Below are 26,875 nucleotides of genomic sequence, written 5' to 3'. Positions count from 1 at the left end.
AAGAATGATGAAATGTTAGTGGTTTGATAATTATTTCATTATTTTTTTGAGGCTTCTCGTGTTTTTTCAATTCCTAAAAAAGAAAGTTGCTTCGTTAGGCATCTCTCCTTTAGGCCTTTTGGTTATTTCTTCGGCTTTAGGGAGTGCTATCTTTTTTGGGAAGAACACATCGAAATCCCCAGATTTTTCTCCACCTTCAGAAAAAAAAACTACAGGCTGGTTTAAACTCAGCCAAGTGGGAAATCCGAAATTACTAGAATCCTTAGCAAAAAAAGAACAGATAGAAAGAGATCTCACTATGTTTCAATCAGTAGCGAGTGCTACTGTGGCTCTATCTTTGCCTACAGAAGATGATCCTCATATTATTCCGCAAGTATCTGTAATTCTTTCAACTCGTAAAAATGAAACATTTTCCTCATCCCTGTTACATTCTATTACGGACTATTTATCTAGTAGTATTCCAGGGTTAACTAAAGAGCACATTACCCTATCGGATAATCTAGGTAACGTCTACTCTCCTGGAGAGATCTCTAAAAATTCTCTATTTCTATCTACATGTGAAGGCTATCTGGGGAAAATTTTCCCTAAGGAACATTTTATACTGTCCTATCTAGCTAACAACACTCCCACAATACAGTTAACTATTAATGAAAAATACCTAGCAAAGTTTTCCAAAGCAAAAAGAGAAGCTTTCTTGGTTCATGCTGAAGAGCATCTAAAGAAAATCTACGGTCATACTCACTCTATTGTTATCGAAAGATTTCCCTTCTCACAAACAAGCAAAAAAGACTGGCTTTCCTATAGACTTCTTGTCGGGGGGACGATTTTACTTTCTAGTTTAGGAATTATAGCCGTTGCGAGTTTCTATCTTGCCTTTTACGCTTACGAGCGCATTCCTTCAGAATCAAAGAAAATAAAACAAGGCATAAATATTACGAAGCTGGTAGAGATACTACAAAAAGAATCTCCCGAAAAAATCAGGTTGATTCTCTCGTATTTGGATCCTAAAAAAGCTGAAGAAATCTTCAAACATTTGCCTGAAGATATACAACACCAAGTACTGAAATTATAAATATTAAGAATTAGGTATGTCTTGTGACAATGTCTCAATCCCCTGGTTCGCTTTCAGATACTGAAGATGCCCCAGAAAAAACTCAAGACTGGCAAGAGGGATTTTCTCAAGGTTTTTCAGAAGGAGAAACCTTAGGATATGATAAAGCATTTCAAGAACTTTTATCTTTAATTCAAATATTTCGGAAATTATCGATTCGCATGCTATCCGAAATAGAAAAAATTCCCCAACAGCTAAAGCCCGATCTTGTAGAGCTTGCTATCTTAACCTGTGAAAAATTCCTTTATAAGAAATTAGACAACGCTGAAGAGCTAGCTCTCCTAATTTCTTCTGCTCTACAACAACATACATCCCTGAGATCTTTATCTCCTGTAAAGATCTTCCTTCATCCCGAAGATCACAAGAAACTTAATGATTGGATAGCGACGCATGAAATCCCCATGATTAAACATGCAGAGTTTCTCCCAGACATCTCTTGCAAAAAATCCAGCTACAAAATGGAGGTTCCCTCAGGAATCCTAAGACAAGAAATCGGAGAAGAACTAGATCATTTGCTTTCTGTTTTAACTACATGATACACTTAGATCACGAAAAATCCCAAATCCAATATTGGCAACCTTACCGCTCTTGTGGGCTCCTTTCTAAGGTTTCAGGAACTCTTTTAGAAGCTCAAGGACTTTCCGCCTGCCTCGGAGAACTTTGTCGTGTTTGCACACCAAAATATCCTGATCTACTTGCTGAAGTTATCGGATTTCATAACCAAACCACATTGCTCATGTCCCTATCTCCCATGCACTATGTGACTTTAGGTTCTGAGGTTCTTCCCCTAAGACGTCCCCCATCCCTACATCTTTCAGACCACCTTTTGGGCCGTGTAATAGATGGTTTCGGAAATCCATTAGATAATAAAGAAAACCTGCCCAAAACACATATCAAACCCCTGATATCGCCTCCGCCACTCCCCATGTCTCGACAGCCTATTCAAGAAATTTTCCCCACAGGGATTAAGGTTATTGATGCTTTTTTAACTTTAGGGAAAGGACAACGTATTGGTGTATTTTCAGAACCCGGAAGCGGGAAATCTTCTCTCCTATCTACAATAGCCTCCGGATCAAAATCTACGATTAACGTAATTGCCCTTATTGGGGAACGAGGACGAGAAGTTCGTGAATATATAGAACAACACGCTTCAGGATTACAAGAACACCGCACAGTTATTATTGCCTCGCCTGCACATGAAACAGCGCCAACAAAAGTGATGTCAGGACGTGCGGCTATGACAATAGCCGAATATTTCCGCGATCAGGGTCATGATGTCTTGTTCATTATGGACTCTCTATCACGATGGATTGCGGCTCTTCAGGAAGTTGCCTTAGCAACAGGAGAAACGTTAGCCGCGCATAATTACGCAGCTTATGTTTTCCATCATGTCTCAGAATTTACAGAACGTGCGGGAAACAACGATCGCGGCTCCATAACCGCTTTATATGCTATTTTACACTACCCCAATCATCCAGATATCTTTACTGATTACCTCAAATCACTCTTAGACGGACATTTTTTCCTTACCAACCAGGGAAAAGCTTTAGCCTCTCCTCCTATTGATATCCTTCTCAGCCTATCGAGATCCGCGAAAAAGCTTTCTCTTCCTCATCATTATGCAGCCGCTGAAAAACTCCGCTCATTATTAAAAACCTACCAAGAAGCATTAGATATTATCCATTTAGGAGCCTATACTCCAGGACATGACAAAGATCTTGATGACGCTGTAAAAATTCTTCCGAACATAAAAAAATTCCTCGCTCAACCACTGTCAAGCTATTGTCAGCTGGAAAACACATTGAAAGAATTGGAGGCTTTAGTAGAACTTGAATAATAAATTAGCTATCCTGTCTATTTTATCAAAGGTAGAAATTTATCATTCCTTATTAAAAGTACGACAATTTAAAAGTAAAAAGCATTATCTATCCCAAGAGCTTGCCGATATAAAAGAACGCATGATGCTGATTTCTAAAATCAGAAAGGAAAGGTTTTTATACCGAAATAATATAGAACATTACAATTCGCTTCTAGAACACTTGCAAACATTACAAGTATCTATTTATAAACAACACAGCATCTCCTGTAAGCGTCTACAAGAGCATCAGCATAAATTACTAGAATTAATTAACCGTAGAAAAATCATCGAAAAGATCAAGAATAATAAGTATTCTAACATCAAGAGATAGGAACGCAAGGCTAACTGTAATGACCGATTCTGTAATCTTCCCGTCTGCCGTGGAAAAGTCTTCACTAACAGAAAAACTCAAGTCTATTAATCAGGAGCATTTATTAGATTCGTGGTCGTCCCTTTCTCTAAAACAACAACAACGGCTCTATCATCAACTTTCTTCTATAGACATTGATCTTTTTCATAAACAACGTCAACTTATCACTTCTCCAAGATCTATCCTAAAAAATTTCCATCCTTTAACTTCTTTTTCTTCCTCAGGAGAAGATCCTGAAAGAACTCAAGTAGGAACAAATCTTCTAAAAGAAAAGAAGGTTGCCTGTGTTGTACTTGCTGGAGGACAAGGGTCTAGACTGAAGTGTGATGGACCCAAAGGACTTTTCCCCGTATCTCCTATCAAAAAGAAACCCTTATTTCAGCTTGTTGCAGAAAAAGTCTGCGCGGCAAGTAAGCTAGCAAATCAGCCCTTGCCCTTAGCCTTTATGACCTCACCATTAAATAATCGTCAGACACGTTCCTATTTTGAATCCAACGATTATTTCCATCTTGATCCCAATCAAGTGGACTTTTTTTGCCAGCCTCTTTGGCCCCTATTATCTTTATCAGGAGATCTCTTCTTGGAAGATACTGATACTTTATCTTTAGGGCCTAATGGAAATGGTTGTCTAGCGACTCTTCTATATACCTCAGGATTATGGAGAAAGTGGCGAGATGCAGGGATTGAAATGGTAAGTGTTATTCCTATCGATAATCCTCTAGCCTTACCCTTTGATGTGGAACTTTGTGGTTTCCATAGCATGGAAAATAACGAGGTGACTATCAAAGCTGCTCTACGACAAACAGCTATTGAAGACGTAGGCATCTTAGTTCAATCTAATGATTCTGGAAAAACCTCGGTTATTGAGTATTCTGAAATCCCTCAAAAAGAACGTTTTGCCACTAATCCTGATGGAACGTTGAAATACTGCTTAGCGAATATTGGTCTCTACTGCTTATCTATGGACTTCATAGCTCACGCAGCTCTAAGAGAACTTCCTCTTTATAAAGCACATAAACATGCGAAACAATTAGGATTATATTCCTCTGAAAAAAACTCTTGGAAATTCGAAGAATTTATTTTTGATCTATTTTGCTTTAGCGAACGCTGCCAAACGCTTGTTTATCCACGCCAGGAATGTTTTGCTCCGTTAAAAAATCTCGAAGGCAATCATAGTCCTGCTACTGTGCGAGAAGCTCTGTCCGCTAGAGAACGTCAAATTTTCCATAAAGTCACTGGGAAAAAACTTTCTCCAAACACAACATTTGAATTAGAAGCTGATTTCTATTATCCTTCAACCTCTACTTCCTTACATTGGGAAAACAAAGCGTTTTTCGAGGAACCATTTTTTGAGGCCTCATGAAAGAGAAAATTGCCTACTTAGGTATGGGCATCTGGGGATTTTGTCTCGCATCCTTGTTAGCAAATAAGGGCTATCGCGTTGTCGGATGGGCTCGCAATCCTGATTTGATTGCGCAACTACAAATAGAGAAACGCCATCCCCAAGCTCCTGATATTCCTTTACATCCGAATTTATCATTCACTACAGATATGGAAGAAGCTGTGAATGAAGCATCTATGATTGTGGAGGGTGTATCTTCCGCTGGAATTCGTCCCGTATCTGAACAACTAAAAGCAATTACCGATCTCAAAGTTCCTTTTGTTATTACCTCAAAGGGAATAGAACAGCATACAGGATTGCTGCTCAGTGAAATTGTTGTAGAGATTTTCGGTAACAATGCTTCTCAATATCTTGGTTATCTTAGTGGACCTTCTATAGCCAGAGAGGTTCTTAAGGGCTGCCCATGCTCGGTAGTAATTAGCGCGTATAATCCTGATACCCTGAAGAAAATACACAATGCCTTTCTCACTCCCACATTTCGTGTATATCCCAATAGCGATCTTAAAGGAGTCGCTCTTGGTGGTGCTTTAAAAAACATCATAGCCATAGCCTGTGGAATTTCTGACGGCTTTCATTTCGGAGACAACGCAAAATCGGGACTAGTGACTCGCGGCCTGCATGAAATACGCAAATTCGCAACGATTATGGATTGTCGTCCCGACACTCTGAATGGCTTAGCAGGTCTTGGAGATCTTTGTACAACATGCTTTTCTTCTCTAAGTAGAAATACAAAATTTGGGAAATTGATAGCTCAAGGATTAACTCTTGAGCAGGCAAAAGCAGAAATTGGCATGGTTGTTGAGGGGGCCTATACAGCACTTTCAGCATATCAAATTGCTAAACATCATAAAATTGACATGCCGATAACTACGGGAATCTATCGTGTTCTATACGAAAATCTCGATATCAAAGAAGGCATCGCCGCTCTTTTACAAAGAAATACTAAGGAAGAATATCTTTAAAAGGTGGGCTTTTTCACTTTTCTCGTTTTCCTAGACTGAAGTCTCATTCCCGTAGAGTTTTTCATTTGTACATTTTTTTATCATTTGTTAAAGATGAATTTATAACGCATAGTAAATAAGGTCATCCACTAAATGAATAGCAAGCTGAAAAAGCATCTACGTTTAGCCTCCTTCTCTCTCCTTGCTTTGTCAGGAATTTTCTCTTCTTCTACCCTTAATGCTATGTCAGCAGGAAATCCTGCGTATCCTGTAATTCCCGGTATCAATCCCGAACAAAAGGGAATGTGTGCTTTTGAAATCTGCAATAGCTACAACCTTTTTGCAGCACTTACAGGAAGCTTAAAAATAGGATTTTCTGGAGATTATATTTTCTCGGAAAGTGCCAGAGTGAAAGATGTTCCTGTGGTGACATCTGTAAACACTTCGGGAACAGGACCTAAGCCCACAATTACCTCAACGGTAAAAAACTTTGACTTTGATTTAAACGACTCTCAGGTTAGCTCTAGCTGCGTTTTTGCCTCTGTAGCCATCCAAGACACCTCACCTGCAGCGATCCCCCTGTTAGATGTTAGCTTTGACGTAAAAATCGGAGGATTAAAGCAATATTACCGTCTTCCTCTTAATGCTTATAGAGACTTCACTTCTTCTCCACTTGCTTCCGAATCACAAGTGACCGACGGTTTAGTAGAAGTACAAAGTAACTACGGTTTTGTTTGGGATTTAAGCTTAAAAAAGATCCTATGGAAAGATGGGGTTTCCTTCATTGGCATTGGTGGGGACTACCGTCATGCAGCATGTCCTGTCAACTACATCATCGTCAACAGCCAGGCAAATCCCGAAGTATACTTCGAAGATTCTAATGGTAAAATCAGCTATAAGGAATGGTCTGCAAATATAGGGATTACCACCTATATCAACGATTATATTCTTCCCTACGTTTCTGTGGCTATAGGAAGCGCTTCAAGAACAGCTCCTGCAGATAGTTTCCAACGCCTAGAGAGCCAATTCTCTAACCTAAAATTTAAAGTACGAAAAATCACCAACTTCCATAGAGTAAACTTTTGCTGCGGAGCAACAAGCTGCGCAGCTGATAATTTCTTCTATAGTGTTGAAGGTCGTTGGGGCTGCCAGCGTGCTATAAACGTAACCGCTGGCTTCCAATTCTAATAAGAATTGATTAATGTTCGATAGACATTATGCATTGTTTTCAACGATGCAGCTATTAAACTCCATTCCTGTTGCAAAGCTCGCATTTGAAGCTCTAGCATTAGCTGGTGCGTTTGTGCTAAATCTCCATAATTTTGTACATCAGCGAGACACTTGTTGAAGAAATTAAGCAACCCTCCTTTTGCAGTTCCTGTAGCGACATCAATCTCCCCGTCAACAACCTGATGTTCTAAGTCTTGCAAGGTAACAATTGAAAAATCAGCCCCCATAATCTTATAGGAAGCCTCATACTCATTATCTCCTGGCATGAAAACAAGAGTATTCAGGTTAAACAGAAGAGTTGTCATCTGGGTCATCATAATCTTGAGCTCACTGGCATAGCTAGTCACAATGTCCTGAAGCTGTTTTTTCTGAACATCAGAAAGAGAGTTATTCTCCTGAATATTCTTAGAAATTTGGGTTAACAACTTTTGAGCATTCTCAGCACTCCTCATATCATTTCTTAATTGCAAACGTTCTTCCTCATAGCGATCGAGAATTATCTGATAGCCATATTTAAAATTTGCTGTTCCCGAAGTCTGAGAAATATATGATCCTAAATTATAGGTAATTGGAGCAGAATTGAAGCTCTTTATCGTTTCTAAAAGAGGGCTAAAGAGATTCTGAGCATATCCTGAAAGATTTAATTCTCTTCCTAAAGCATACAAAGCTGTTTCTTGCTCAGGGATATATTTATCTAAAAGGATATAAGCAAATGCCGATTGAAAAGGCATTTTATTCACAATGGAATCTTTACCTGGAGAAATCTCAGGAGCCGTTGTCAATGCCTGGGGAGACATTCTATCCAAATGCTCTTGAAAAACTTTATTATTTTGCTTGCGGATCTCTTTATTTTCCTTTTCCGCAAGCGTAGTTTGTATCACAGCAAGCTCAAAGCCTGTGTTTAAAAAATCCTGATTTAAAGATGCAATAAACTCTCTATTCAATCCTAAGTCACTTGCTTCTCGAAGTAGGTCTTGCATGATTTTTAGGTGAGAAGCAACCTCATTCATCTTTGTATAATCCGCAGCCACCTCCGCAGGAGATACACGACGTTCAGCAAACACTGGGCCTTCAAAAATCTGATTAGGCTGTTGGTATCTTTGTATTGGAGAGTTTTTCATCACTTCACCTATTTAAATCTACGTATTAACTTCGCAAATACCTGATTCATCAGTGCTAGAGCAGCACTAACCATAGTCCACTCTTGCTGAATTGCAGAAGATTCTAATTGTAACGCTAGCTGTTGGTTCTGGTTAAAGGTTGTAAAATTCTGCTGGGTAGCTTCTAAACTCTGTAAAATCTGCTGCTCACCACCCGGGACAACCCCGTTATCACCACCTTCAATAACAAAGCTTTCAAATGCCGATAGGAATCGTGGCCAATCCTCAGATTGAGTCCCATTAACTAGAATGTGAAAGGCCTCCTCAATATCGTCAGGATTATTCACTGAATTCAATCGCATTTCGTCTAGAAAAACGTAAAGATTTCCCAAATTACGTATCAGAGCATTAAACTGGAATTCATACCCAGAAACAGTCATACGAAGCTCTCGCTGTTGAGAAGGAGTTAATTCCGCATCACTTTCTATTTCAGCTATAATCTTTGCTAGTTCAGCTTTTGCCCTCTCGCAACGCGCAATATCACTTCTACAACGCACCTTCTCCTTATCTAAAACCCCTTGAGCTTTTCCTTGAGCATCAGTGAGAGCGTGAAGATTCATTTGGCGCAAATATATACCAAGAGAATAGTACACATCTGCAGTTTGGAAGTTCGTAACATAGTTGATGATTTGATTCATATATTTAGCAGCTTTATTAGAGAAGGTCATCTGCACCCCTAATGTCTCTAAAACATACTGCTGATTAGGCAAGTACTTATCTAACATTAAAGAAGAATAGACCATTTGTATCGGAGAAGTCTCTACAAAGATCTTTTTACCTTCTGTCATGCTAGTGAAGTAATTCAAACTCTCAGGCTCCATGGAAGCTTTTTTAGTCATTAACTCCGCAGACTGTTGCGTCCATTTATCAATTTGAGCCTGAATTTGCTTGATTCCATTATTCATCCCATCGATGACTTTCTGATAATCCGTACAAGACATGACTTCTGTTGGCTTTTTCGTCATCAATTCAACACATTCCTTAAAAAATGTGGGATTAGGAGTTTTTTCAGAAGAAAACAATTTTATACCGTCACTCGAACCGTAGGGATTATTAACAAATGTTGATAGAGCTCCAGAAGCTATGCTAAAATTATTATTCCCCCTGTTGTCCCAAAAAGCTTTTTCTGCCTGAAGGACCTCTTTATATTTGTTATCTACCGTGTCGGGCAATATTCCGAACTGTCCCACACAAGTTAAATACGCATACTGCAAACTTAAAAAATTAGCTAAATTAACGCTGTTGTTCACCTTCAAACCCTGCAAAGCATTTATGAAGGTAGTCACTCCGGCTCTAACTTCCTCAGACATAGCGTCTTGAGATTGAGTTGCATACTTATCCATAAGCATGCGATACACCCCACCGAGCACTAAGTAAGTTCGCGTCATACCACCCTGCATAGCGTTATAACCAGAACCATCCAAATTGGAAGCTGTTGGGGAAACGTTCCAAATGGGATTAAGCAAATCCTTAAGAGAACTTGAGAATTGACGTATTAATTCAATAATAGTGTTTGCCTGATCAATATTTAACGAGCATTCAGCAAGCTGAACATTAAGTTCTTTGGAAACCGGATAAGATAAAGAAGTCATAGCGTTATAAACGACCATGATGTTCTGCCAAAAATGAATGATCTTACTTTTTGGTGGAGCATCTTTACCTTGTAACTTTTCTAGAGCAGCAACAAATTCTTTTGGCAGAGCGTATATCTCATTGTATTGAGCTTCTGTAGGGTTACTACCTGCTGTAAATTGTTGTTTCAAAGTATCTAATTTTATTTTGTACTCTTTAACAAGCTTTTCTTCGGCTGCTGTAGGATTAAAAACCCCACCATTATCAACTGTCTGGAGACAGTCATCAAAACTCTTATTCAACCCTTCTATAAAAAGTCTTGCTGCAGCAAGATTTGGATTTCCAAGAATTTCAGTCACATCCTTCACATCTGGCATAACAAAGGGTGCGATTTTCCCTTCAGGAAAATGATCGAAAGAAATTTCTCTTGATAACTCCGAAGATATTTGTGGTGTGGGTAATTTAGCCTCTGCTTCCTGCAATAAACCTAGAGCATGTTTTAATCCCCTGGCTTTTTGATCCAATTCTTGAAAAAGAAATACGGCATTGGAAAACGGCGTTGTCATATCTACTTGATCACCAAGCAATGCCGCCGTAACATTTCGATTAAAAGTAAGAAAAGATGGAGGTAGTGTCACCGTAATTTATCCAGAAGAGATTAATTATTTTTCTAATTTTAAAACAAAAATAATATTTCAAAAATAAAAAATAATTAACCCCAAAACTAAAACATAAATAACAAGTGACTTTGATTATTTAATTATTTTAATTCTCTTTCTATTCTGAATAATTCATCGCTGATGATTTGAGGAAGATCAGATCCAAAAATCTTACAGTATTCACGGACATCGGCAACTTCCTTAAGCCAGCCAGGAACATCCACAGCCAACAAATCCTGAAGAGCTTGCGAAGATAAATTTAATCCTTCCAAGTTCAAGGAAGATTCTTCTGGTAAGTAGCCAATAGGTGTTCTCTTAGCAATGGACTCTTCACCATTTGTTCTTCGGAAAATCCATTCTAAAACACGTAAGTTTTCACTGAACCCAGGCCATATGAAATTGCCATCCTTATCCTTGCGGAACCAGTTCACACCATAGATCTTTGGTAATTTTAAACTTGCATTAGAAGCAAAAGATAACCAGTGATCAAAATAAAGAGCCATGTTGTAACCACAGAACGGCAACATTGCAAAAGGATCATGACGTAACTTACCCTGTTCGCCAACAATAGCTGCCGTCGTTGCCGACGACATGCTTGCTCCAATAGTAACTCCGTGTTGCCAACTTAAAGCCTCGTAAACCAAGGGAATAGTATCAGAACGGCGACCACCAAAAATAATTGCTTCTAAGGGCACTCCCTCGGAACTATTCCATTGCGAGTCTAAAACAGGACATTGCTGCAAGGGTGTCGTAAACCTAGAATTCGGATGTGCAGCCGGCGTCCCCCCAGGTTGCCAAGGATTGCCACGCCAATCTATAAGACCTGCAGGAGGTTGACTCGTTAGCCCCTCCCACCAAACATCCCCATCCGGAGTTAAAGCAACGTTAGTAAATATCGAATTAGATCTGCAGGTTGCTAATGCATTAGGATTTGTCTTCTCTGATGTTCCTGGAGCAACACCAAAGAAACCATATTCAGGATTTACAGCATACAACCTACCATCAGAGCCCGGGCGTATCCAAGCAATATCGTCCCCAATACACTCAATCTTCCATCCAGGGATCTTAGGCTTCAACATAGCCAAATTGGTTTTACCACAAGCACTGGGGAAAGAAGCCGCGAAGTACTTCTTCTGTCCTTCAGGATTGGTTACCCCAATAATTAACATATGCTCAGCAAGCCAATTTTTTGAGCGTGCTATATAGGAAGCTAAACGCAAAGCTACACATTTCTTTCCAAGTAAAGCATTTCCTCCGTAACCACTACCAAAAGACATCACACTACTATCGTCTTGAAAATGGACTATACGCATATGCTCGGGATTACAAGGCCAGGCAACATCTTTCTCACCAGGAGACAAGGGAACGCCCACGCTATGCAAACACTTATGGAAAGTACCTGATGTTCCTAGGGATTTTAAAACCTCTGCTCCCATACGTGTCATGATCTTCATAGAACAAACAACATAAGGAGAATCCGTAAGCTCAACACCAATAAGGGAAAAAGGAGAATTTAAAGGTCCCATACAAAAAGGAACTACATACAAGGTTCTTCCACGCATACAACCACGGAAAAGACCTTGTAACTCCTGACGCATCTCTTGAGGATCTCGCCAGTTATTCGTAGGGCCTGCCTCTTCTTTTTTTGCAGTACAAATAAAGGTAAACTTCTCGACACGAGCAACATCTTCAGGAGAAGAACGCACAAGGAAACAATTGGGATGTAAATCTGAATTTAAAGGAATTGCCACCCCCGATTTTTGCATAATGCTGTAAACTTCAGCATATTCAGAATCAGAACCATTACAAACTCTGATGTCTTCAGGAGTTACCAACTCAGCGACTTCTTGGATCCATTGTTTTAAGCCTTCATGCTGAATTTCATTACTCCATGCACTGGTCATACCGTATTCCCCTTGCGTTTTTTGAATTGATCTAAATGTTCTAATGCTTTGCCCGTGCCCAAGCAAACAGCAAGTAAAGGATGCGGTGCTGTAATCACAGAAAGCCCCGTGTTCTTACTCAATGCCTTATCAAGACCTTTAATTAAGGCCCCACCACCAGCCAACACCATGCCTCGTTCAACTAAATCCGCAGAAAGTTCTGGAGGACATTTCTCTAAAGTTAAACGAACACATTCGATAATTTGCTGAATAGGCTCAGCAAGACATTCGCGAATTTCCACAGAGTTAATCCTTTTAGTAATGGGCAAACCTGCTACCTGATCTCGACCTCGAACTTCCATTTCAAGCTCATGATCTCCCAAAGGATATGCTGAACCGATAGTGATTTTAATTTCTTCAGCAGTACGCGGACCAATCATAAGGTTATAAGTACGGCGCATATAATTAATAATACACTCATCAAATTCGTCACCAGCAATACGCAAAGAACGCGACTCTACAATTCCTCCTAGAGAAATAATAGCAATCTCAGTAGTTCCACCACCGATATCAATAATCATACTCGCTGCAGGCTCATGGACAGGAAGATCCACTCCAATCGCCGCAGCCATTGGCTCTTCTATCAAAATCACTTCTTGAGCTCCAGCATGTAAAGCAGAGTCTTCAACAGCGCGCTTTTCCACTCCAGTAATCCCTGAAGGCACAGCAATTAAAATTCTTGGACGAAACATACTACGAGACGGCGTGACACGCTTGATCAACGCTTTTAACATTCCCTCAGCTATCTCGAAATCCGCTATCACTCCGTCTTTCATAGGACGGACAGCCATAATCTTACGTGGGGTTTTCCCCAACATAGCCTTAGCTTTATGACCAACAGCAAGGACTGCGTGTGTTTGAGCATCCACAGCAACTACAGAGGGCTCACTAAGCACAATACCCCGACCACGAACATACACCAAGGTGTTCGCGGTTCCTAGATCGATACCAATATTGCCAGAAAAAAAGTTGAAAACTTTATCAAAACGGCCTAAAGTCTTGTTGTACAATCGATTGGAAAGATTTTTTATTTTAAATAAGCTTCGATGTGGGCTCATAGCATCATATCTGTAGCAATTCTAACACTTCTTCCCAAGTCAACTTGGAAACGACTTCATCATCAGAGTTGATCACTTTCTTTACAAGGCTCTTTTTCCTATTTTGGAGAGTTAGAATTTTTTCCTCGATGGTGTTTAACGTAACTAGCTTATACGAAGACACTGAGCGATTCTGTCCTATACGATGCACCCGATCCGTAGCCTGATTTTCTACAGCAGGGTTCCACCACATATCGTAGTGAATCACTGTATCCGCACCAACAAGATTCAAACCAGTGCCTCCAGCTTTTAACGAAATTAAGAAGACCAATAATCCTGGATCCTCGTTAAACTGGTTAACAAGCTCTAATCTGTTCTTGGTGGAACCATCTAAATAAACAAAGCGAACCCCAGAAGCCTCTAAGTCCTTTTTAATGATGCTTAACATCTTAGTGTACTGACTAAAGAGAACTGTCTTATGTCCTGTTTCCACAAGAGAGGAAAGAAGATCCATAAGCAAGTCATACTTTGCAGAATCACCCGGCTCAGGAACATCTTTTGCAAAAATCGCTGGATGACAACAAATTTGCTTTAAACGCGTAAGCGTTGCAAGAACATGAATATGTATACGATCAAACCCTTCTTGTTTAACCAAACGAGAAAGCTCTTTCTTAGCTGAAGCAGCGTAGGAATGGTAAAGCTCTCTCTGAGACTCTGTAAGGTGACAATGATACAGAATTTCTGAAACAGGAGGCAAATCTTCTAACACATCCTCTTTCATACGACGAAGAATAAAAGGAGCAACCTTCTTCTTCAAAGCAATCATATTATCGGTCTTATTGCCCATATAATTGCCTGTGCGAATGTATTTACCAACAAATCGATCGTAACTACTCAATAAACCTGGCATCAAGAAATCGAACAAACTCCATAATTCTTCTAAAGAATTTTCTATTGGAGTACCTGTTAAGATTAACCTGTGCCCCGAACGAATCATTTTTACAGATTTCGCATTACGAGTCGTTCGGTTCTTAATATGATGAGCTTCGTCTAAAACTACGTAGTCAAAGACAAAATCCTTATAAATATCGATATCCTTTTGCAATAGGTTGTAAGATGTGATAGCAACATCATAATCCGATAAATCTGCAAGCTGCCTACGTCTATACGAAGGCACCCCATCAACAATCATAGTCTTAAATTCTGGATTGAACTTACGAAATTCTTCTTTCCAGTTATACACCAAAGACGTAGGGCAGACTATCAAAGAACAACCTTTCCCCTTCTCCAATTTGCTTTGTGTAATTGCAATAATGGCTTGTAAAGTCTTTCCAAGCCCCATGTCATCAGCAAGAATACCATTAAGGTGCATTTTTCTAAGACGCTCTAACCAATGAATTCCTTCTGTTTGGTAACTACGCAATGTTGCCTGAATCTGTTTAGGAACATCTTGGAAAGCAAAATCAACCTCTCCACGAATTTGCTTTTGTATTTCAGCCAGTTTGTCCGTCATTGTGAAATTCACCGGCAACCCTTTGAAAAGCTCGGGAGAAATACCCGTCAAACTCCATAAAGGACACTTTTCTACAAAATCATCCAAAACTTTAAAGCCTATTTCATTAAAGATTTGAATGACTGGAGAGATTTTTTCTAAATCTAAAACTAAAATACACGGAAGCTTTGCAGAACCCGCAGACCTACCTCTTCGAGAGGTTTTGACGCGTCCTTTCTTAGGCAACTCCAAGAAACGTTTTTTGGCACTTATGCAATCCCATAGCAAGTCTAAGCTAATTCCTTTCAATAACCCATTAACTTTAAGCTCCGCTTCATAGGTATTGATTTCAGTCCCCTCTCTAAAGGAAAGATCAAAGACTGTTTCATCATAAATAAACTGATCCGAAAGAGTCTCAGGACAGTTAAAAGTAATCCTGTGCTGGTTATTGGGAATTGTCTCTGTCATAAACTCTACGATCTTCTTCTCACTTTTTACATGAAAAGCCCCATCACGCTCGTCATAAATAAAACCAGAGAAGACCTCTTCTATAATCTTACGCTCTTCAACAAGGTTCCTAGCTAAAATTCCATCCTCACGAATAAAAGCACGAACATCTTGATATTTCAAAGAAAACGCAGCAGCCGGAATCTTTAGAGAATCGTAGATGAAATACAACTTCGCCTCTAATTCCCCATCTAAATAACTGATGTTACATTCGCCATGAATATCCTCAACATAGGGAAGCGTGACAAAGGAATTTAGAACTTCGACATTGGAAACTTCTGCGTACTCCTTAAACACAGGAAGAGCATTTTCTAAGAAAGAACCGAACAATGCTTCTGGAATAGTAATGTCTCGCAATCTTGAGAAAGAGCGTAAATGCGCACGTCGAATTTGAAGCGCAAAATGATGATAAACATTTTTATGAATAATCCCAGGGACATTAGACTCTAAAAGAATCGCTTGCTCAGGCTGAAGAGTTTCATCATCTACAAGAATTAAAGGTGTCATTAACACTGCTTTGTAGGGAGTGTCAAAGAAATCTAAATCAAACTTCATCTTAGCCGGAGAAACCGACCAGTATAAGGGTTCTTCAAGATTCCCACAGAACATCCCAGAAAAACTTTCTTTTTCTCCAGATTGTCCTCCCCCTCGATCAGCCATTTGATGTTCATGCATCTTAGCTAAAATTACCCCCAGAGATGTGGGCGTCAAATAAGCTGATTTTAATAACTTCTCTTCAGGGGCTTGATTAGCATAACGAACGTAACGAATGAGTAAATCTATAAGCTTGCGATCTGAAGCATTAAAGGATTGCATTGTGAAAAAGAAACGACGTCCATTAAGAATAATCGGCTCTTGATACAAAACTCCTTCAAGGAAAGTTTTAATATTTGAAATATAAAATGGCTTAGAACGTCCTGGAAGACGTAAAACCAATTGAAATTCAACATGCTGATTTGGGCGGAACACCTCATCACTTGAAGAAACAAATAAAACGGCAAGTTCCGCAGAGTTCTTTTCTAAATACTCCTGAGGGAGGAAAAATGGATTTGCACTTAATACATTAGCCGCGTGAATATATTCACTTAAGATCTCTTTTTGATGCTCGCGATCTTTTCTCTCTTCTTCCCTACTTGCAGCAACAACAAAAGTTTCCTGAAGTTCTTTTTTAACTTCCTCATTTATCTCTTGATTTGTCTCTAGATTAGCCTCTTGGGAATAAGCCACTACCATTTCATTAAAGTACTTCTCCAAATAAAATAGTAGCGCCACTATATGCTGGCAATCGTAGTTATAAGAGCAGTCACAGTTAGAATCTATAGTATCGGATTTCGATCGATCGACTTCTATTTCACATTCATATACGTTGTCATACAAGCCTCGAATCTGTGCTCCTATACACACTGACTCTCCGTTCATAGACAGGATTTTCGCATTAATCACAGCTCCTTGATCAAAAAGTTCCTTGCCATCTTGCAAAATGTTAGCTGTAAAATCCCTGCGTAATTTGCGAAAATTGAGCATTTCTCCTCTAAATTATGGAGTTCTGATTGAATCAGCTTACTTGTACCTGTTTACCCACGCTAAATCAATGAAAAATTTTACCACCCATTTTCTCTTGTATTTTAGACCCTGTTTTTGCATTAACTAGTACTCTTGTAATTGACTAGTCATTGATAAAAACTCATCAAATATCTAGAATATCACTTTTCTTGCGGGTGTAGCTCAGTGGTAGAGCGCCACGTTGCCAACGTGAAGGTCGTGAGTTCAAGCCTCATCACCCGCTTTTCCTTCCAGAAAAGCTTCAAAAGGTAGTCTTGTGTCGCGAAATTTTTCTAACGAGCAATTTTCTGTTAATATAGAAGAACAGCCTGGGTGCGTTGTTTCCGCAGAAGTAAAAACCACACCACAACTCTTAGACAAGCTTCATAAACAAGCCATAAAAAAGATAAAAAAAGATGTGGTTCTTCCTGGATTCCGCAAAGGTAAAGCTCCTGATGATATCATTATTTCTCGCTATCCTAGTCAAGTCTCAAGAGAATTAAATCAATTATTAATTCAGTCAACTTACCAAGCTTTATCCTCTGTAGGAGATCGCAGACCCTTATCTCCACAAGCCATCAAATCTACATCAGTAGCCAAAGCGGATTTAAATGAAGGCGGTCAAGTAGATTTTACTTACGAAGCTTTTCCCGTAATTTCTGATATTTCCTGGGGCAAATTAGCTTTACCAGAAGAAGCTCCTATAAAGGACATTACCAACGAAGAAATGGAAAAAGGTTTGCTAAATATTTCCTATTTCTTTGCAACAAAAACTCCCGTAACACGTCCTTCTCAAGAAGGAGATTTCATATCTTTATCTCTTCATGTATCTAAACAAAATGAAGAGGGCACCCCTATCGCAATCTTTGAAAACAAATACTTCAAACTTTGCGAAGAAGAAATGACCGATTCTTTCAAAGAAAAGTTTTTAGGCATTTCTTCTGGACATCGCGTAACTGAAATTATTACATCTCCAGACATCCAGTCATTTTTAAACGGTGATGTTTTAACATTCACTGTAAATGCGGTTATTGAAGTAGTTGCTCCAGAGCTCGATGACGAAAAAGCTCGTCAGCTACAAGCCGAATCTTTAGAAGATCTAAAGAAAAAGCTACGTGTTCAATTAGAAAATCAAGCAAAAGATAAACACCACCACCAACGTTTTTCTGAGGCAGAAAATGCTTTGGCAAGCATTGTCGATTTTGATCTTCCAACATCTATGTTCGAAGACCGTTTAGCTATGCTAACAAGAGAAAAGCTCCTCAACGCTCGTTTGATTCAATATTGTTCAGATGCAGAACTAGAAGATAAAAAATCAGATCTACTCCAAGAAGCAGAAGCAGAAGCTAAAAAAACTTTAAAATTATATTTCTTGGCCAACAAGATTTTCACCGAAGAAAAACTTGTGATCAGCCGTGAAGAGCTTCAATATATGATGGATGTATGTTCTAGAGAGCGCTATGGTATGCAGCCTCCTCGAGATATCTCTAATGAAGCTTTGCAAGAACTCGTGATGGCAGCTCGCGACCGCCTAACTTACCATAAAGCTATAGAAAGAGTTCTATCTAAAGCAAAGGAATTAGCAACAGCGCCCTCTGCATAATTCGGTTAGAGGAAAACACTTGACCCAAGAAAGTCTTAAACATAGAATTCAACATTTTAATGCGTAGGCTTGTTTCCTAGCAAAACAGCATAAAAAACGGATTATGTGTATTGTTGGAATTGCTTTTGCGCATCTTGTATGTATATGCGAGAAAGAAACTATTTTGAGAGGAAATGCAAATGACATTGGTGCCTTATGTGGTCGAGGATACAGGTCGTGGCGAGCGTGCCATGGATATTTACTCGCGTCTTTTAAAAGATCGCATTGTAATGATTGGCCAAGAAATTACAGAACCCCTCGCTAACACTGTCATAGCCCAATTACTTTTCCTTATGTCAGAAGATCCTCAAAAGGACATTAAAGTTTTCATTAACTCCCCAGGAGGATACATCACAGCAGGATTAGCTATCTATGATACTATTCGTTTCTTAGGTTGTGATGTGAATACCTATTGCATAGGTCAAGCAGCTTCTATGGGGGCTCTGTTACTTTCTGCGGGAACTAAAGGTAAGCGTTATGCATTACCTCATAGTCGAATGATGATTCACCAGCCTTCTGGAGGAATTATAGGAACTTCCGCAGACATCCAACTGCAAGCTGCAGAAATTTTAACGTTGAAAAAGCATCTTGCAAACATTCTTTCCGAGTGTACAGGTCAACCTGTAGAAAAAATCATAGAAGATTCCGAAAGAGATTTCTTTATGGGAGCCGAGGACGCTATCTCTTATGGTTTAATTGATAAAGTGGTCTCTTCAGCAAAAGACACGAAAGATAAGGATACCATCTCCTAGAGAGTCGTTATGAACAAAAAAAATCTCACCATTTGCTCTTTTTGTGGGCGTTCTGAAAAAGATGTAGAAAAACTTATAGCAGGTCCCTCTGTTTATATTTGTGATTACTGCATTAAATTATGCTCAGGGATTTTAGATAAAAAACCTACATCTACACCGACATCAGGGGCATCCACAGAAGCTGCACCTCAGCATCCAGATCTTCAAGTTCTTACTCCGAAAGAGATCAAAAAACATATCGACCAGTACGTTGTAGGTCAAGAAAGAGCCAAGAAAACTATAGCTGTTGCAGTATACAATCATTACAAACGCATACGAGCTTTATTAAACAATAAACACGTAAGCTATGGAAAATCTAATGTTTTACTCTTAGGTCCTACAGGATCAGGAAAAACACTTATTGCTAAAACCTTAGCAAAAATCTTAGATGTTCCATTTACAATCGCGGATGCCACAACTCTTACAGAAGCTGGCTACGTTGGTGAAGATGTAGAAAACATTGTTCTAAGGCTATTACAAGCTGCTGATTATGACGTTGCCAGAGCAGAGCGTGGGATTATTTACATCGATGAAATCGATAAAATTGGCAGAACTACAGCAAATGTTTCAATTACTCGCGATGTTTCAGGAGAAGGCGTTCAACAGGCCCTATTAAAAATTATAGAAGGCACAACAGCTAATGTTCCTCCCAAGGGAGGACGCAAGCATCCTAATCAAGAATATATCCGTGTAAATACTGAAAATATTCTTTTCATTGTTGGCGGAGCTTTCGTTAATTTGGATAAAATTATCGCTAAACGTTTGGGCAAAACGACCATTGGCTTTTCTGACGATCTAGGAGATTTCTCTCAAAAAGATCGCGATCACCTACTTACTAAAGTGGAAACAGAAGATCTCATTGCTTTTGGTATGATTCCTGAATTTGTAGGTCGATTCAATTGTATCGTGAACTGCGAAGAACTGTCTTTAGATGAGCTTGTTGCGATTCTTACTGAGCCAACAAATGCAATTATAAAACAATACATCGAGCTATTTTCAGAAGAAAATGTGAAGTTGATATTCGAAAAAGAGGCCCTATATGCTATAGCGAAAAAAGCTAAGCTAGCAAAAACTGGCGCTAGAGCTTTAGGAATGATCTTGGAAAACTTACTCAGAGATCTGATGTTCGAAGTTCCTTCCGATCCTACTGTAGAAGCTATAAGGATTCAAGAAGACACGATCTTAGAAAATAAAGCTCCGGTGATTATTAGAAGAGCTCCAGAAGCTATAGCTTAAATTTCTCTTCTTCTTTAGTTAGGGATGTAATGACAACGATCGCCCTAGAAACTGCAAAAAAAATTCTCCAGAAGTTGCGCAATGCAGGCTATCAAGCATACTTTGTTGGTGGTTGCGTGCGTGATATGCTCATGGGGAAACCTATTGAGGAGATTGACATTGCTACTAACGCTCCTCCTGTCATCGTCTCTACTATTTTCCCCGATACTTTAGCATTAGGTGCTGCCTTCGGTATTATCGTTGTTAAAGAAGATAGTCGTTTATTTGAAGTTGCCACATTCCGTAGTGACGAAAATTATGAGGATGGACGTCACCCCGAACGTGTTGTATTCTCATCAATGAAAGAAGACGCTCTGCGTCGTGATTTTACAATAAATGGGATGTATTACGATCCCTTCGAAGAAAAGATCTTTGATCTTGTTGAAGGAAGAAGAGATATTGAAAAGCGTGTGGTGCGTGCTATCGGCCATCCTAAATTGCGTTTCTCTGAAGATAAGCTCCGTATACTAAGAGCTATACGTTTTAGTTCTTCATTGGGCTTTACTTTGGACCCCGCTACAGAACGTGCTATTGTTAGAGAAGCTCCTACCCTAGTAAATTCTGTATCTCCAGAAAGAATCTGGCAAGAACTAAGGAAAATGCTAAAACAACGTCCTTATGAAGCCCTATACCTATTGATAAAACTTAAAATTATTACGGTAATTTTCCCAGAGCTTCGCGATGTGCCTCCAAGCCTTCTGCTCGTAAATATCGAGTTTGCAAAAAAACTCAACCCCCTAGATTTCCCCGAAATCTGCTTCCTACTTCCCCTATTTCAAGGCGTTAGCGAAGAAGCTGCTTGCGTAGCTTTTACTCGCCTTCGAGTTTCAAATAAAGATTTGAAGCTAGTACAGCTGTGGTATCAAGCTCTTCCACAATTTCAAAACATTAATAATAATCGTGTGTTTTGGGCTCATTTTTTAGCCTCACCAACAGCAAGTTTATTTCTATCTCTATTTTCAGCGACTCAAAAAGATCCTTCTACGCAGCAACACTTCATAGCTCGCGTTCAAGAATTAGAAACTCGTTTAGAACAATTTATAGAAAGAATCAAAACCTCATCCCCTCTAGTTTCTGCTCCAGACCTTATTTCTAGAGGCATTGCTCCGGGACGATTACTCGGGGATCTGTTAAGGGAAGCTGAAACACTTTCTATAGAAAATGAGTGCCTTGACAAAGAAAAAATTTTATCACTCCTGAAGGAACAAGGCTTCTGGAAGTAAGATTTATCGTAAAATAAACTTTTCCCTTAAACACTCGATCGATTTTATTTCTTTAGATTTAATTTTTTAGCTTTTATCATTTTCTTTGTAATTATTCAAAACTGAGATTAATTGAGCTTACCATGCTACGAATTGCTATTTTAGGAAGACCCAACGTCGGGAAATCTTCTCTTTTCAATCGCATGTGCAAACAGTCTTTGGCTATTGTCAACTCCCAAGAAGGGACTACCCGAGATCGCCTCTATGGAGAGATTCGCGGATGGAGTGTCCCTGTGCAAGTAATTGATACTGGAGGAGTAGATAAAGATTCCGAAGACCACTTCCAAAAGCACATCTATAAGCAAGCACTAGCAGGTGCGGGTGAGGCAGACATTTTGCTTCTTGTCATTGATATCCGCTGCGGAATTACAGAACAGGACGCGGCCATTGCAAAACAGCTTCTTCCTTTAAAAAAACCTTTGATTCTTGTCGCCAATAAAGCGGATACTTTAAAAGATGAACATCATGTTCATGAGTTATATAAAATAGGAATTTCTGAAATTCTTACGGTATCAGCAAGTCATGATAAACATATTGATAGGCTTTTACAAAAGATTAAAACTCTTGCCAACATTCCCGAGATTGCAGAAGAACCTGTAGAAGAAATCGAAGAAGAAGCACAAATTTCTTCGCATGAAATTCTATCTCCTGAAGAATCCCTATCGGATTACGAAGAAGAAGAAATCCTTTTCTCAAAACCTCCAGCATCGGACAAGCCTTTAAAAATTGCGCTTATTGGTCGCCCTAATGTGGGAAAGTCCTCAATTATTAACGGCCTATTAAATGAAGAGCGTTGCATTATCGATAATATCCCCGGAACAACTCGCGACAATGTGGATATTTTGTATTCTCATAACGACCGTTCGTATCTATTTATAGACACGGCTGGTCTGAGAAAAATGAAAAGCGTAAAAAACTCTATAGAATGGATTTCCTCTTCAAGAACAGAAAAAGCTATAGCCCGTGCGGATATTTGTTTATTAGTCATTGACGCTACGCATTGCTTGTCTTCTTACGATAAACGAATCCTTTCTTTGATTTCTAAACATAAGAAGCCGCACATTATTCTTGCTAACAAATGGGATCTGATTAAGGGCGTGCGTATGGAACACTATATTCGTGACTTACGCTCTACAGATGTTTACATCGGGCAATCTAGGATTCTTTGCATATCTGCGGCAAAAAAACGTAATTTACGCCATATTTTCTCATCTATTGACGAACTCCATGAAACAGTATCGAGAAAAGTTCCTACTCCCGTTGTGAATAAAACCCTAGCCTCAGCACTACAAAAACACCATCCTCAGGTAATTAACGGAAGAAGATTGCGCATTTACTACGCTATTCATAAAACGGCTACTCCTTTCCAATTCTTGTTATTTATTAATGCAAAATCATTACTAACAAAACATTACGAATGTTATTTAAAAAACACTTTAAAAACATCGTTTAATTTATATGGAATACCTTTTGATTTAGAAATTAAAGAAAAGGCGAAAAGAACAAATTAATTTGTTTAAAAAACAAAATATTATTATTAAAAAATAATAATAACAAATTAATTATTTCTTGGAGACTTTAACCATGAACCACGATCATTATGATGCATCAGAAGCTTACTACCAGAACTCCATTGATGAGCTTCTTTACCAATCAGAAGAAGCTTTCTCCTTGGATAAATACCAAGAAACTGGAGTTTATATTGAAGAGGAGAAAGAGAATGGGGATCTCCTTATAGTTCTTGGCGAATCCATCCTTAAAGGCGTTATACGCCAATTCTATATTAGTGATGACAACCACGCCTATACACGTAGTTGCTTAAACGGCAAGTGGGAATTATGGTTTAATATCCCTCCTAAAACTATAGAAAGCAAAATCTACGATTTTAACTCTTTACTAGAATCTGATTTCCTTCTTACTACAAATGTAGAAGTATTTGAAAACGCTCCAAAAGACTTCCCAGAACGTTCTGAATCGTTAAATAACATTATCATTTGCATGGCAACTCGCAACCGTGACCATCGTGTACAGTTTCTGATTGGGGATAATCACAGAACATTTTGGATACGTCACCACGATTCACATTCTTGGTCTGAGTGGTCCACGTTTATTTAAAATAATAAATTAAAAAGGGAAAGGCTGGAAGCTAGCCCAGCCCTATAAGTACTTTTTATTCGTCGTCAGAATCACTTATAATTGTTAATTCCATAGGACCAAAGTTTTCGTCATTTTGGAAAGATGTTGCAACAACGGGAATCACATTTTGAGGGCGTTGCTCTCTAGTCATTGTTAATTCCAGACGGAATAAATGCTTTACAATGGCAATACGAATATCCCGAATAAGACTCTCAAATAATAAGAACGATTCGTGCTTAAATTCAAGAAGAGGATCTTTCTGCCCGACAGTACGCAAGCCAACTTCACTACGCAATAAATCCATATCCACAAGATGAATTTTCCATTGTTCATCAATATGCATAATCATTACTGAGCGTATAATATCCTTACAAATGCCGTTAGCATCCACATCATTTCCAGCTGCCGCGGTGATTTCCTCCACCATAGAAGAAAACTTATTCTGGAAAGCTCCTGTAAGCTCATCAGCCACTTTTTCAGCAATTGCATCTAGCGAAGGAAGCCTTCTCAATTCTTCAATATTTAATTGTAGAGGGAATGAGTAGTTCATCCATTCCTCTAAAATAGGAAGAGAATGCCCTGCAGGATGCTCGCGACTCATAATTAACGAAGCGATCATTAACGCAACGTGATTTATTGATTCCTTAGCTAGAGCAAAAATATCTTCGGAGCGTAGAACTTCGTTCCGAAAAGCATAAATAGTTTGTCTTTGCTTATTCATAACATCGTCATACTCAAGAGTATGCTTTCGGATCGTATAGTTCCTTGCTTCCACTCGCTTCTGAGCTGTTTCTATCAGCTTGTTGAACATAGGATCCGACATGGCTTCTCCTTCAGGAGGACGGAAATGCCGAATCAAAGCATTTAATTTCGGGGATGCGAATAGACGCATCAAACGGTCTTCAAAAGATAGGAAAAACTTCGCAGCACCAGGATCTCCTAAACGTGCACAACGTCCTCGCAACTGCCTATCAATACGTCGTGACTGATGTCGACTTGTACCGATAACATGAAGACCGCCAACAACTACAGCTTCTTCATCCAGCTTAATATCCGTACCACGACCAGCCATATTTGTAGCTACAGTAACAGCTCCAAGTTTTCCTGCTGCTGCTATAATCTCTGCTTCTTGAGCGTGATTTTTCGCATTCAAAACTGTATGCTCTATGCGATTTTGCTTCAAAATACGAGAAAGCTTCTCAGAAACCTCAACAGACTCCGTCCCTATGAGAATAGGATTACCGTCTTTGTGTATACGGGCAATTTCATTAACAATTGCGTGATACTTCTCACGCTCTGTCATATAAAATTCATCGTTATGATCTATACGTAAACACGTTTTAAACGTGGGAACCTGCAAAACATATAGATTATAAATTTCTTTAAATTCTTTGGATTCAGTAATTGCCGTTCCCGTCATACCTGCAAGCTTTTCGTAAAGACGGAAGAAATTCTGTAGAGTTATGGTGGCAAAAGTTTGAGATTCTTTGCGTATAGTCACATGTTCTTTAGATTCTATTGCCTGATGTAAGCCTTCAGAGAAACGACGTCCGGGTTGTGGTCGACCAGTATGTTCATCAATAATCACAATTTGATCATTACGAACAATATAATCCACATCACGTTCCATAAGAAGATGTGCTCTTAATAGCTGTCGCAAACCATGAGCACGAGCTTTTCTTTGAGTATCTTCTTCTGAAACAGCGATTTTTCTATTAATTTTATCTGTTGGAGAGAGGGATTCATCACTATCTATGAGAGCATATTCATGTCCCATATCTATCATAACGAAATCTTCGGCAGAGCCTCCGGCCTTTTCAACCCACTGTTGCATGCCGCGATCTGTCAATTCAAAATCATTATTGTGCTCATCAACAATGATATAAAGTTGCGACAGCTTCTCAATACTTTCTTCTTTATTTTGCTCAGCGTGATAATAAGTATCCCACTTATCAATCATTGCTCGTAAATCTGGGTGTTCGCGCACTCTTCGCAGAACACGATTTAAAGGCATTCCCTTACTCACCAACCACAAACTACGGCAAAATTCAGAGATACCTTCGATAACTTTTTTATCCTTAGGCAGGATATCCATATCTAAGAAATGTTCTAATCCCCGTCTGGCCTCTAGAGCTAGCTGGTTACAAAGCTCCCTTTGCAATTGAACTAATTCAGCAACCTTATCTTTAAGCTCAAAATAAACAGGATTATGTTTTTCTCCAGGTCCAGAAATAATTAAAGGAGTTCTTGCTTCATCAATTAAGATCGAATCCACTTCATCAATGATAGCAAAATAAAAACCTCTGCCAACCTGCTCATCTACAGAAGTTGCTATAGAGTTGTCTCTGAGATAATCAAAACCAAACTCTGATGCGGTGCCGTAAACAACATCGCAACGATAGATTTCTTTTCGTTTTTCTAAAGGAGATCCAGAGATCAACACTCCGGTAGTTAGACCTAACCAACGCAATATAGAACCGACCCACTCACAGTCTCTTTGAGCGAGATAGTCGTTAACAGTGACCAAATGAACAGGCTTGCCTGTTAAAGCATTCAAATACAGAGGCATGACTGCTGTAAGGGTTTTTCCTTCCCCAGTCTGCATCTCTGTAATAAATCCCTTGTGCATAGCTATAGCGCCAAGGACCTGCACATCGTAGGGAACCATATCCCAGTTCTGATGATAACCCGATACTTCGACAGGGGTTCCTGTTAAACGCCTACAGACATTTTTAACAACAGCGTAGGCCTCAGGAAGCATATCATCTAGAGATTCACCTTCCTGATAGCGCTTTTTCAATTCTCCTGTTTTATTACGCAATTCCTCATCGGATAAAGGAGCAAGCATCTCATCATAGAGGTTTACCTTGTCCACAAGTTTCTGAAATTTTTTTAAGGTACGCTCTTGAGAAGATCCAAAGAAACGTTTAAGAAAATCTAACATA

19 protein-coding genes and 1 tRNA gene are annotated in these 26,875 nt (G+C 39.2%); 14 read left to right on the top strand and 6 right to left on the bottom strand.

Translation table 11 applies throughout. The annotated features are described in order from the left end of the window. The first annotated feature begins 58 nt into the window (after positions 1-58). The 7 genes from CF_RS00545 (at position 59) to CF_RS00515 (ending at position 6,870) form a co-directional block, all read left to right on the top strand. Positions 59-1,072 (top strand): type III secretion system protein, encoded by a 1,014-nt coding sequence (locus CF_RS00545; RefSeq protein WP_011457664.1) that lies wholly within the window; start codon positions 59-61, stop codon positions 1,070-1,072. Positions 1,073-1,101: 29 nt separating this feature from the next. Then, positions 1,102-1,647, top strand: coding sequence for a hypothetical protein (locus CF_RS00540; RefSeq protein ID WP_011457663.1), 546 nt, complete (start codon positions 1,102-1,104; stop codon positions 1,645-1,647). Beyond that, positions 1,644-2,948 (top strand): FliI/YscN family ATPase, encoded by a 1,305-nt coding sequence (locus CF_RS00535; RefSeq protein ID WP_011457662.1) that lies wholly within the window; start codon positions 1,644-1,646, stop codon positions 2,946-2,948. The genes CF_RS00540 and CF_RS00535 overlap by 4 nt, the downstream gene beginning before the upstream one ends. Next, a complete protein-coding gene (locus tag CF_RS00530; protein WP_011457661.1) occupies positions 2,941-3,300 on the top strand; it encodes a hypothetical protein in 360 nt (119 codons plus the stop codon). The genes CF_RS00535 and CF_RS00530 overlap by 8 nt, the downstream gene beginning before the upstream one ends. A 19-nt stretch (positions 3,301-3,319) precedes the next feature. After that, positions 3,320-4,702: a UTP--glucose-1-phosphate uridylyltransferase gene (locus CF_RS00525; RefSeq protein WP_011457660.1), complete on the top strand. Its 1,383-nt coding sequence runs from the start codon at positions 3,320-3,322 to the stop codon at positions 4,700-4,702. Continuing rightward, positions 4,699-5,703, top strand: coding sequence for an NAD(P)H-dependent glycerol-3-phosphate dehydrogenase (locus CF_RS00520; protein ID WP_011457659.1), 1,005 nt, complete (start codon positions 4,699-4,701; stop codon positions 5,701-5,703). The genes CF_RS00525 and CF_RS00520 overlap by 4 nt, the downstream gene beginning before the upstream one ends. A 132-nt stretch (positions 5,704-5,835) precedes the next feature. Then, positions 5,836-6,870: a membrane protein gene (locus CF_RS00515; RefSeq protein ID WP_011457658.1), complete on the top strand. Its 1,035-nt coding sequence runs from the start codon at positions 5,836-5,838 to the stop codon at positions 6,868-6,870. On the opposite strand, the gene CF_RS00510 is transcribed toward CF_RS00515, so the two are convergent. From CF_RS00510 to CF_RS00490, 5 genes are all read right to left on the bottom strand, one after another. Further along, positions 6,867-8,033, bottom strand: coding sequence for a CT620/CT621 family type III secretion system effector (locus CF_RS00510; RefSeq protein ID WP_011457657.1), 1,167 nt, complete (start codon positions 8,031-8,033; stop codon positions 6,867-6,869). The genes CF_RS00515 and CF_RS00510 overlap by 4 nt on opposite strands. 8 nt (positions 8,034-8,041) lie before the next feature. Then, complete coding sequence (locus tag CF_RS00505; RefSeq protein ID WP_011457656.1) at positions 8,042-10,282, bottom strand: CT620/CT621 family type III secretion system effector; 2,241 nt, start codon at positions 10,280-10,282, stop codon at positions 8,042-8,044. Positions 10,283-10,404: 122 nt separating this feature from the next. Then, a complete protein-coding gene (locus CF_RS00500; protein WP_011457655.1) occupies positions 10,405-12,207 on the bottom strand; it encodes a phosphoenolpyruvate carboxykinase (GTP) in 1,803 nt (600 codons plus the stop codon). Continuing rightward, positions 12,204-13,304 (bottom strand): rod shape-determining protein, encoded by a 1,101-nt coding sequence (locus CF_RS00495; protein ID WP_011457654.1) that lies wholly within the window; start codon positions 13,302-13,304, stop codon positions 12,204-12,206. Before CF_RS00495 ends, CF_RS00500 begins: the two co-directional genes overlap by 4 nt. Positions 13,305-13,308: 4 nt before the next feature. Beyond that, positions 13,309-16,806, bottom strand: coding sequence for a DEAD/DEAH box helicase (locus CF_RS00490; protein WP_011457653.1), 3,498 nt, complete (start codon positions 16,804-16,806; stop codon positions 13,309-13,311). A 190-nt stretch (positions 16,807-16,996) separates the two neighbouring features. On the opposite strand from CF_RS00490, the gene CF_RS00485 reads away from it, so the two are divergent. The 7 genes from CF_RS00485 (at position 16,997) to CF_RS00455 (ending at position 23,909) form a co-directional block, all read left to right on the top strand. Continuing rightward, positions 16,997-17,068, top strand: a tRNA-Gly gene (locus CF_RS00485). Positions 17,069-17,101: 33 nt separating this feature from the next. Then, positions 17,102-18,427 carry a trigger factor gene (gene tig / locus CF_RS00480; RefSeq protein ID WP_011457652.1) on the top strand — a complete coding sequence of 442 codons (1,326 nt, stop codon included), beginning with the start codon at positions 17,102-17,104 and terminating at the stop codon, positions 18,425-18,427. A gap of 179 nt (positions 18,428-18,606) precedes the next feature. After that, complete coding sequence (locus CF_RS00475) at positions 18,607-19,218, top strand: ATP-dependent Clp protease proteolytic subunit (protein ID WP_011457651.1); 612 nt, start codon at positions 18,607-18,609, stop codon at positions 19,216-19,218. A gap of 9 nt (positions 19,219-19,227) precedes the next feature. After that, positions 19,228-20,493, top strand: a complete 1,266-nt coding sequence (gene clpX, locus CF_RS00470; protein ID WP_011457650.1) for an ATP-dependent Clp protease ATP-binding subunit ClpX — start codon at positions 19,228-19,230, stop codon at positions 20,491-20,493. A 29-nt stretch (positions 20,494-20,522) separates the two neighbouring features. Then, a complete protein-coding gene (locus CF_RS00465) occupies positions 20,523-21,755 on the top strand; it encodes a CCA tRNA nucleotidyltransferase (protein ID WP_011457649.1) in 1,233 nt (410 codons plus the stop codon). A 122-nt stretch (positions 21,756-21,877) separates the two neighbouring features. Beyond that, entirely contained in the window at positions 21,878-23,305 is a 1,428-nt protein-coding gene (gene der, locus CF_RS00460; protein ID WP_011457648.1) for a ribosome biogenesis GTPase Der, read from the top strand. Between the two features lie 73 nt (positions 23,306-23,378). Beyond that, positions 23,379-23,909: a hypothetical protein gene (locus tag CF_RS00455; protein ID WP_011457647.1), complete on the top strand. Its 531-nt coding sequence runs from the start codon at positions 23,379-23,381 to the stop codon at positions 23,907-23,909. 55 nt (positions 23,910-23,964) lie between these two features. On the opposite strand, the gene secA is transcribed toward CF_RS00455, so the two are convergent. Continuing rightward, positions 23,965-26,874, bottom strand: coding sequence for a preprotein translocase subunit SecA (gene secA, locus CF_RS00450; protein ID WP_011457646.1), 2,910 nt, complete (start codon positions 26,872-26,874; stop codon positions 23,965-23,967). Position 26,875 lies beyond the last annotated feature (1 nt).

The sequence above is a fragment of the Chlamydia felis Fe/C-56 genome (genome assembly GCF_000009945.1).
GTDB lineage: Bacteria > Chlamydiota > Chlamydiia > Chlamydiales > Chlamydiaceae > Chlamydia > Chlamydia felis.
The sequence above is the reverse complement of the archived record's forward strand: the minus strand, read 5'-3'. Positions and strand labels throughout refer to the sequence as shown.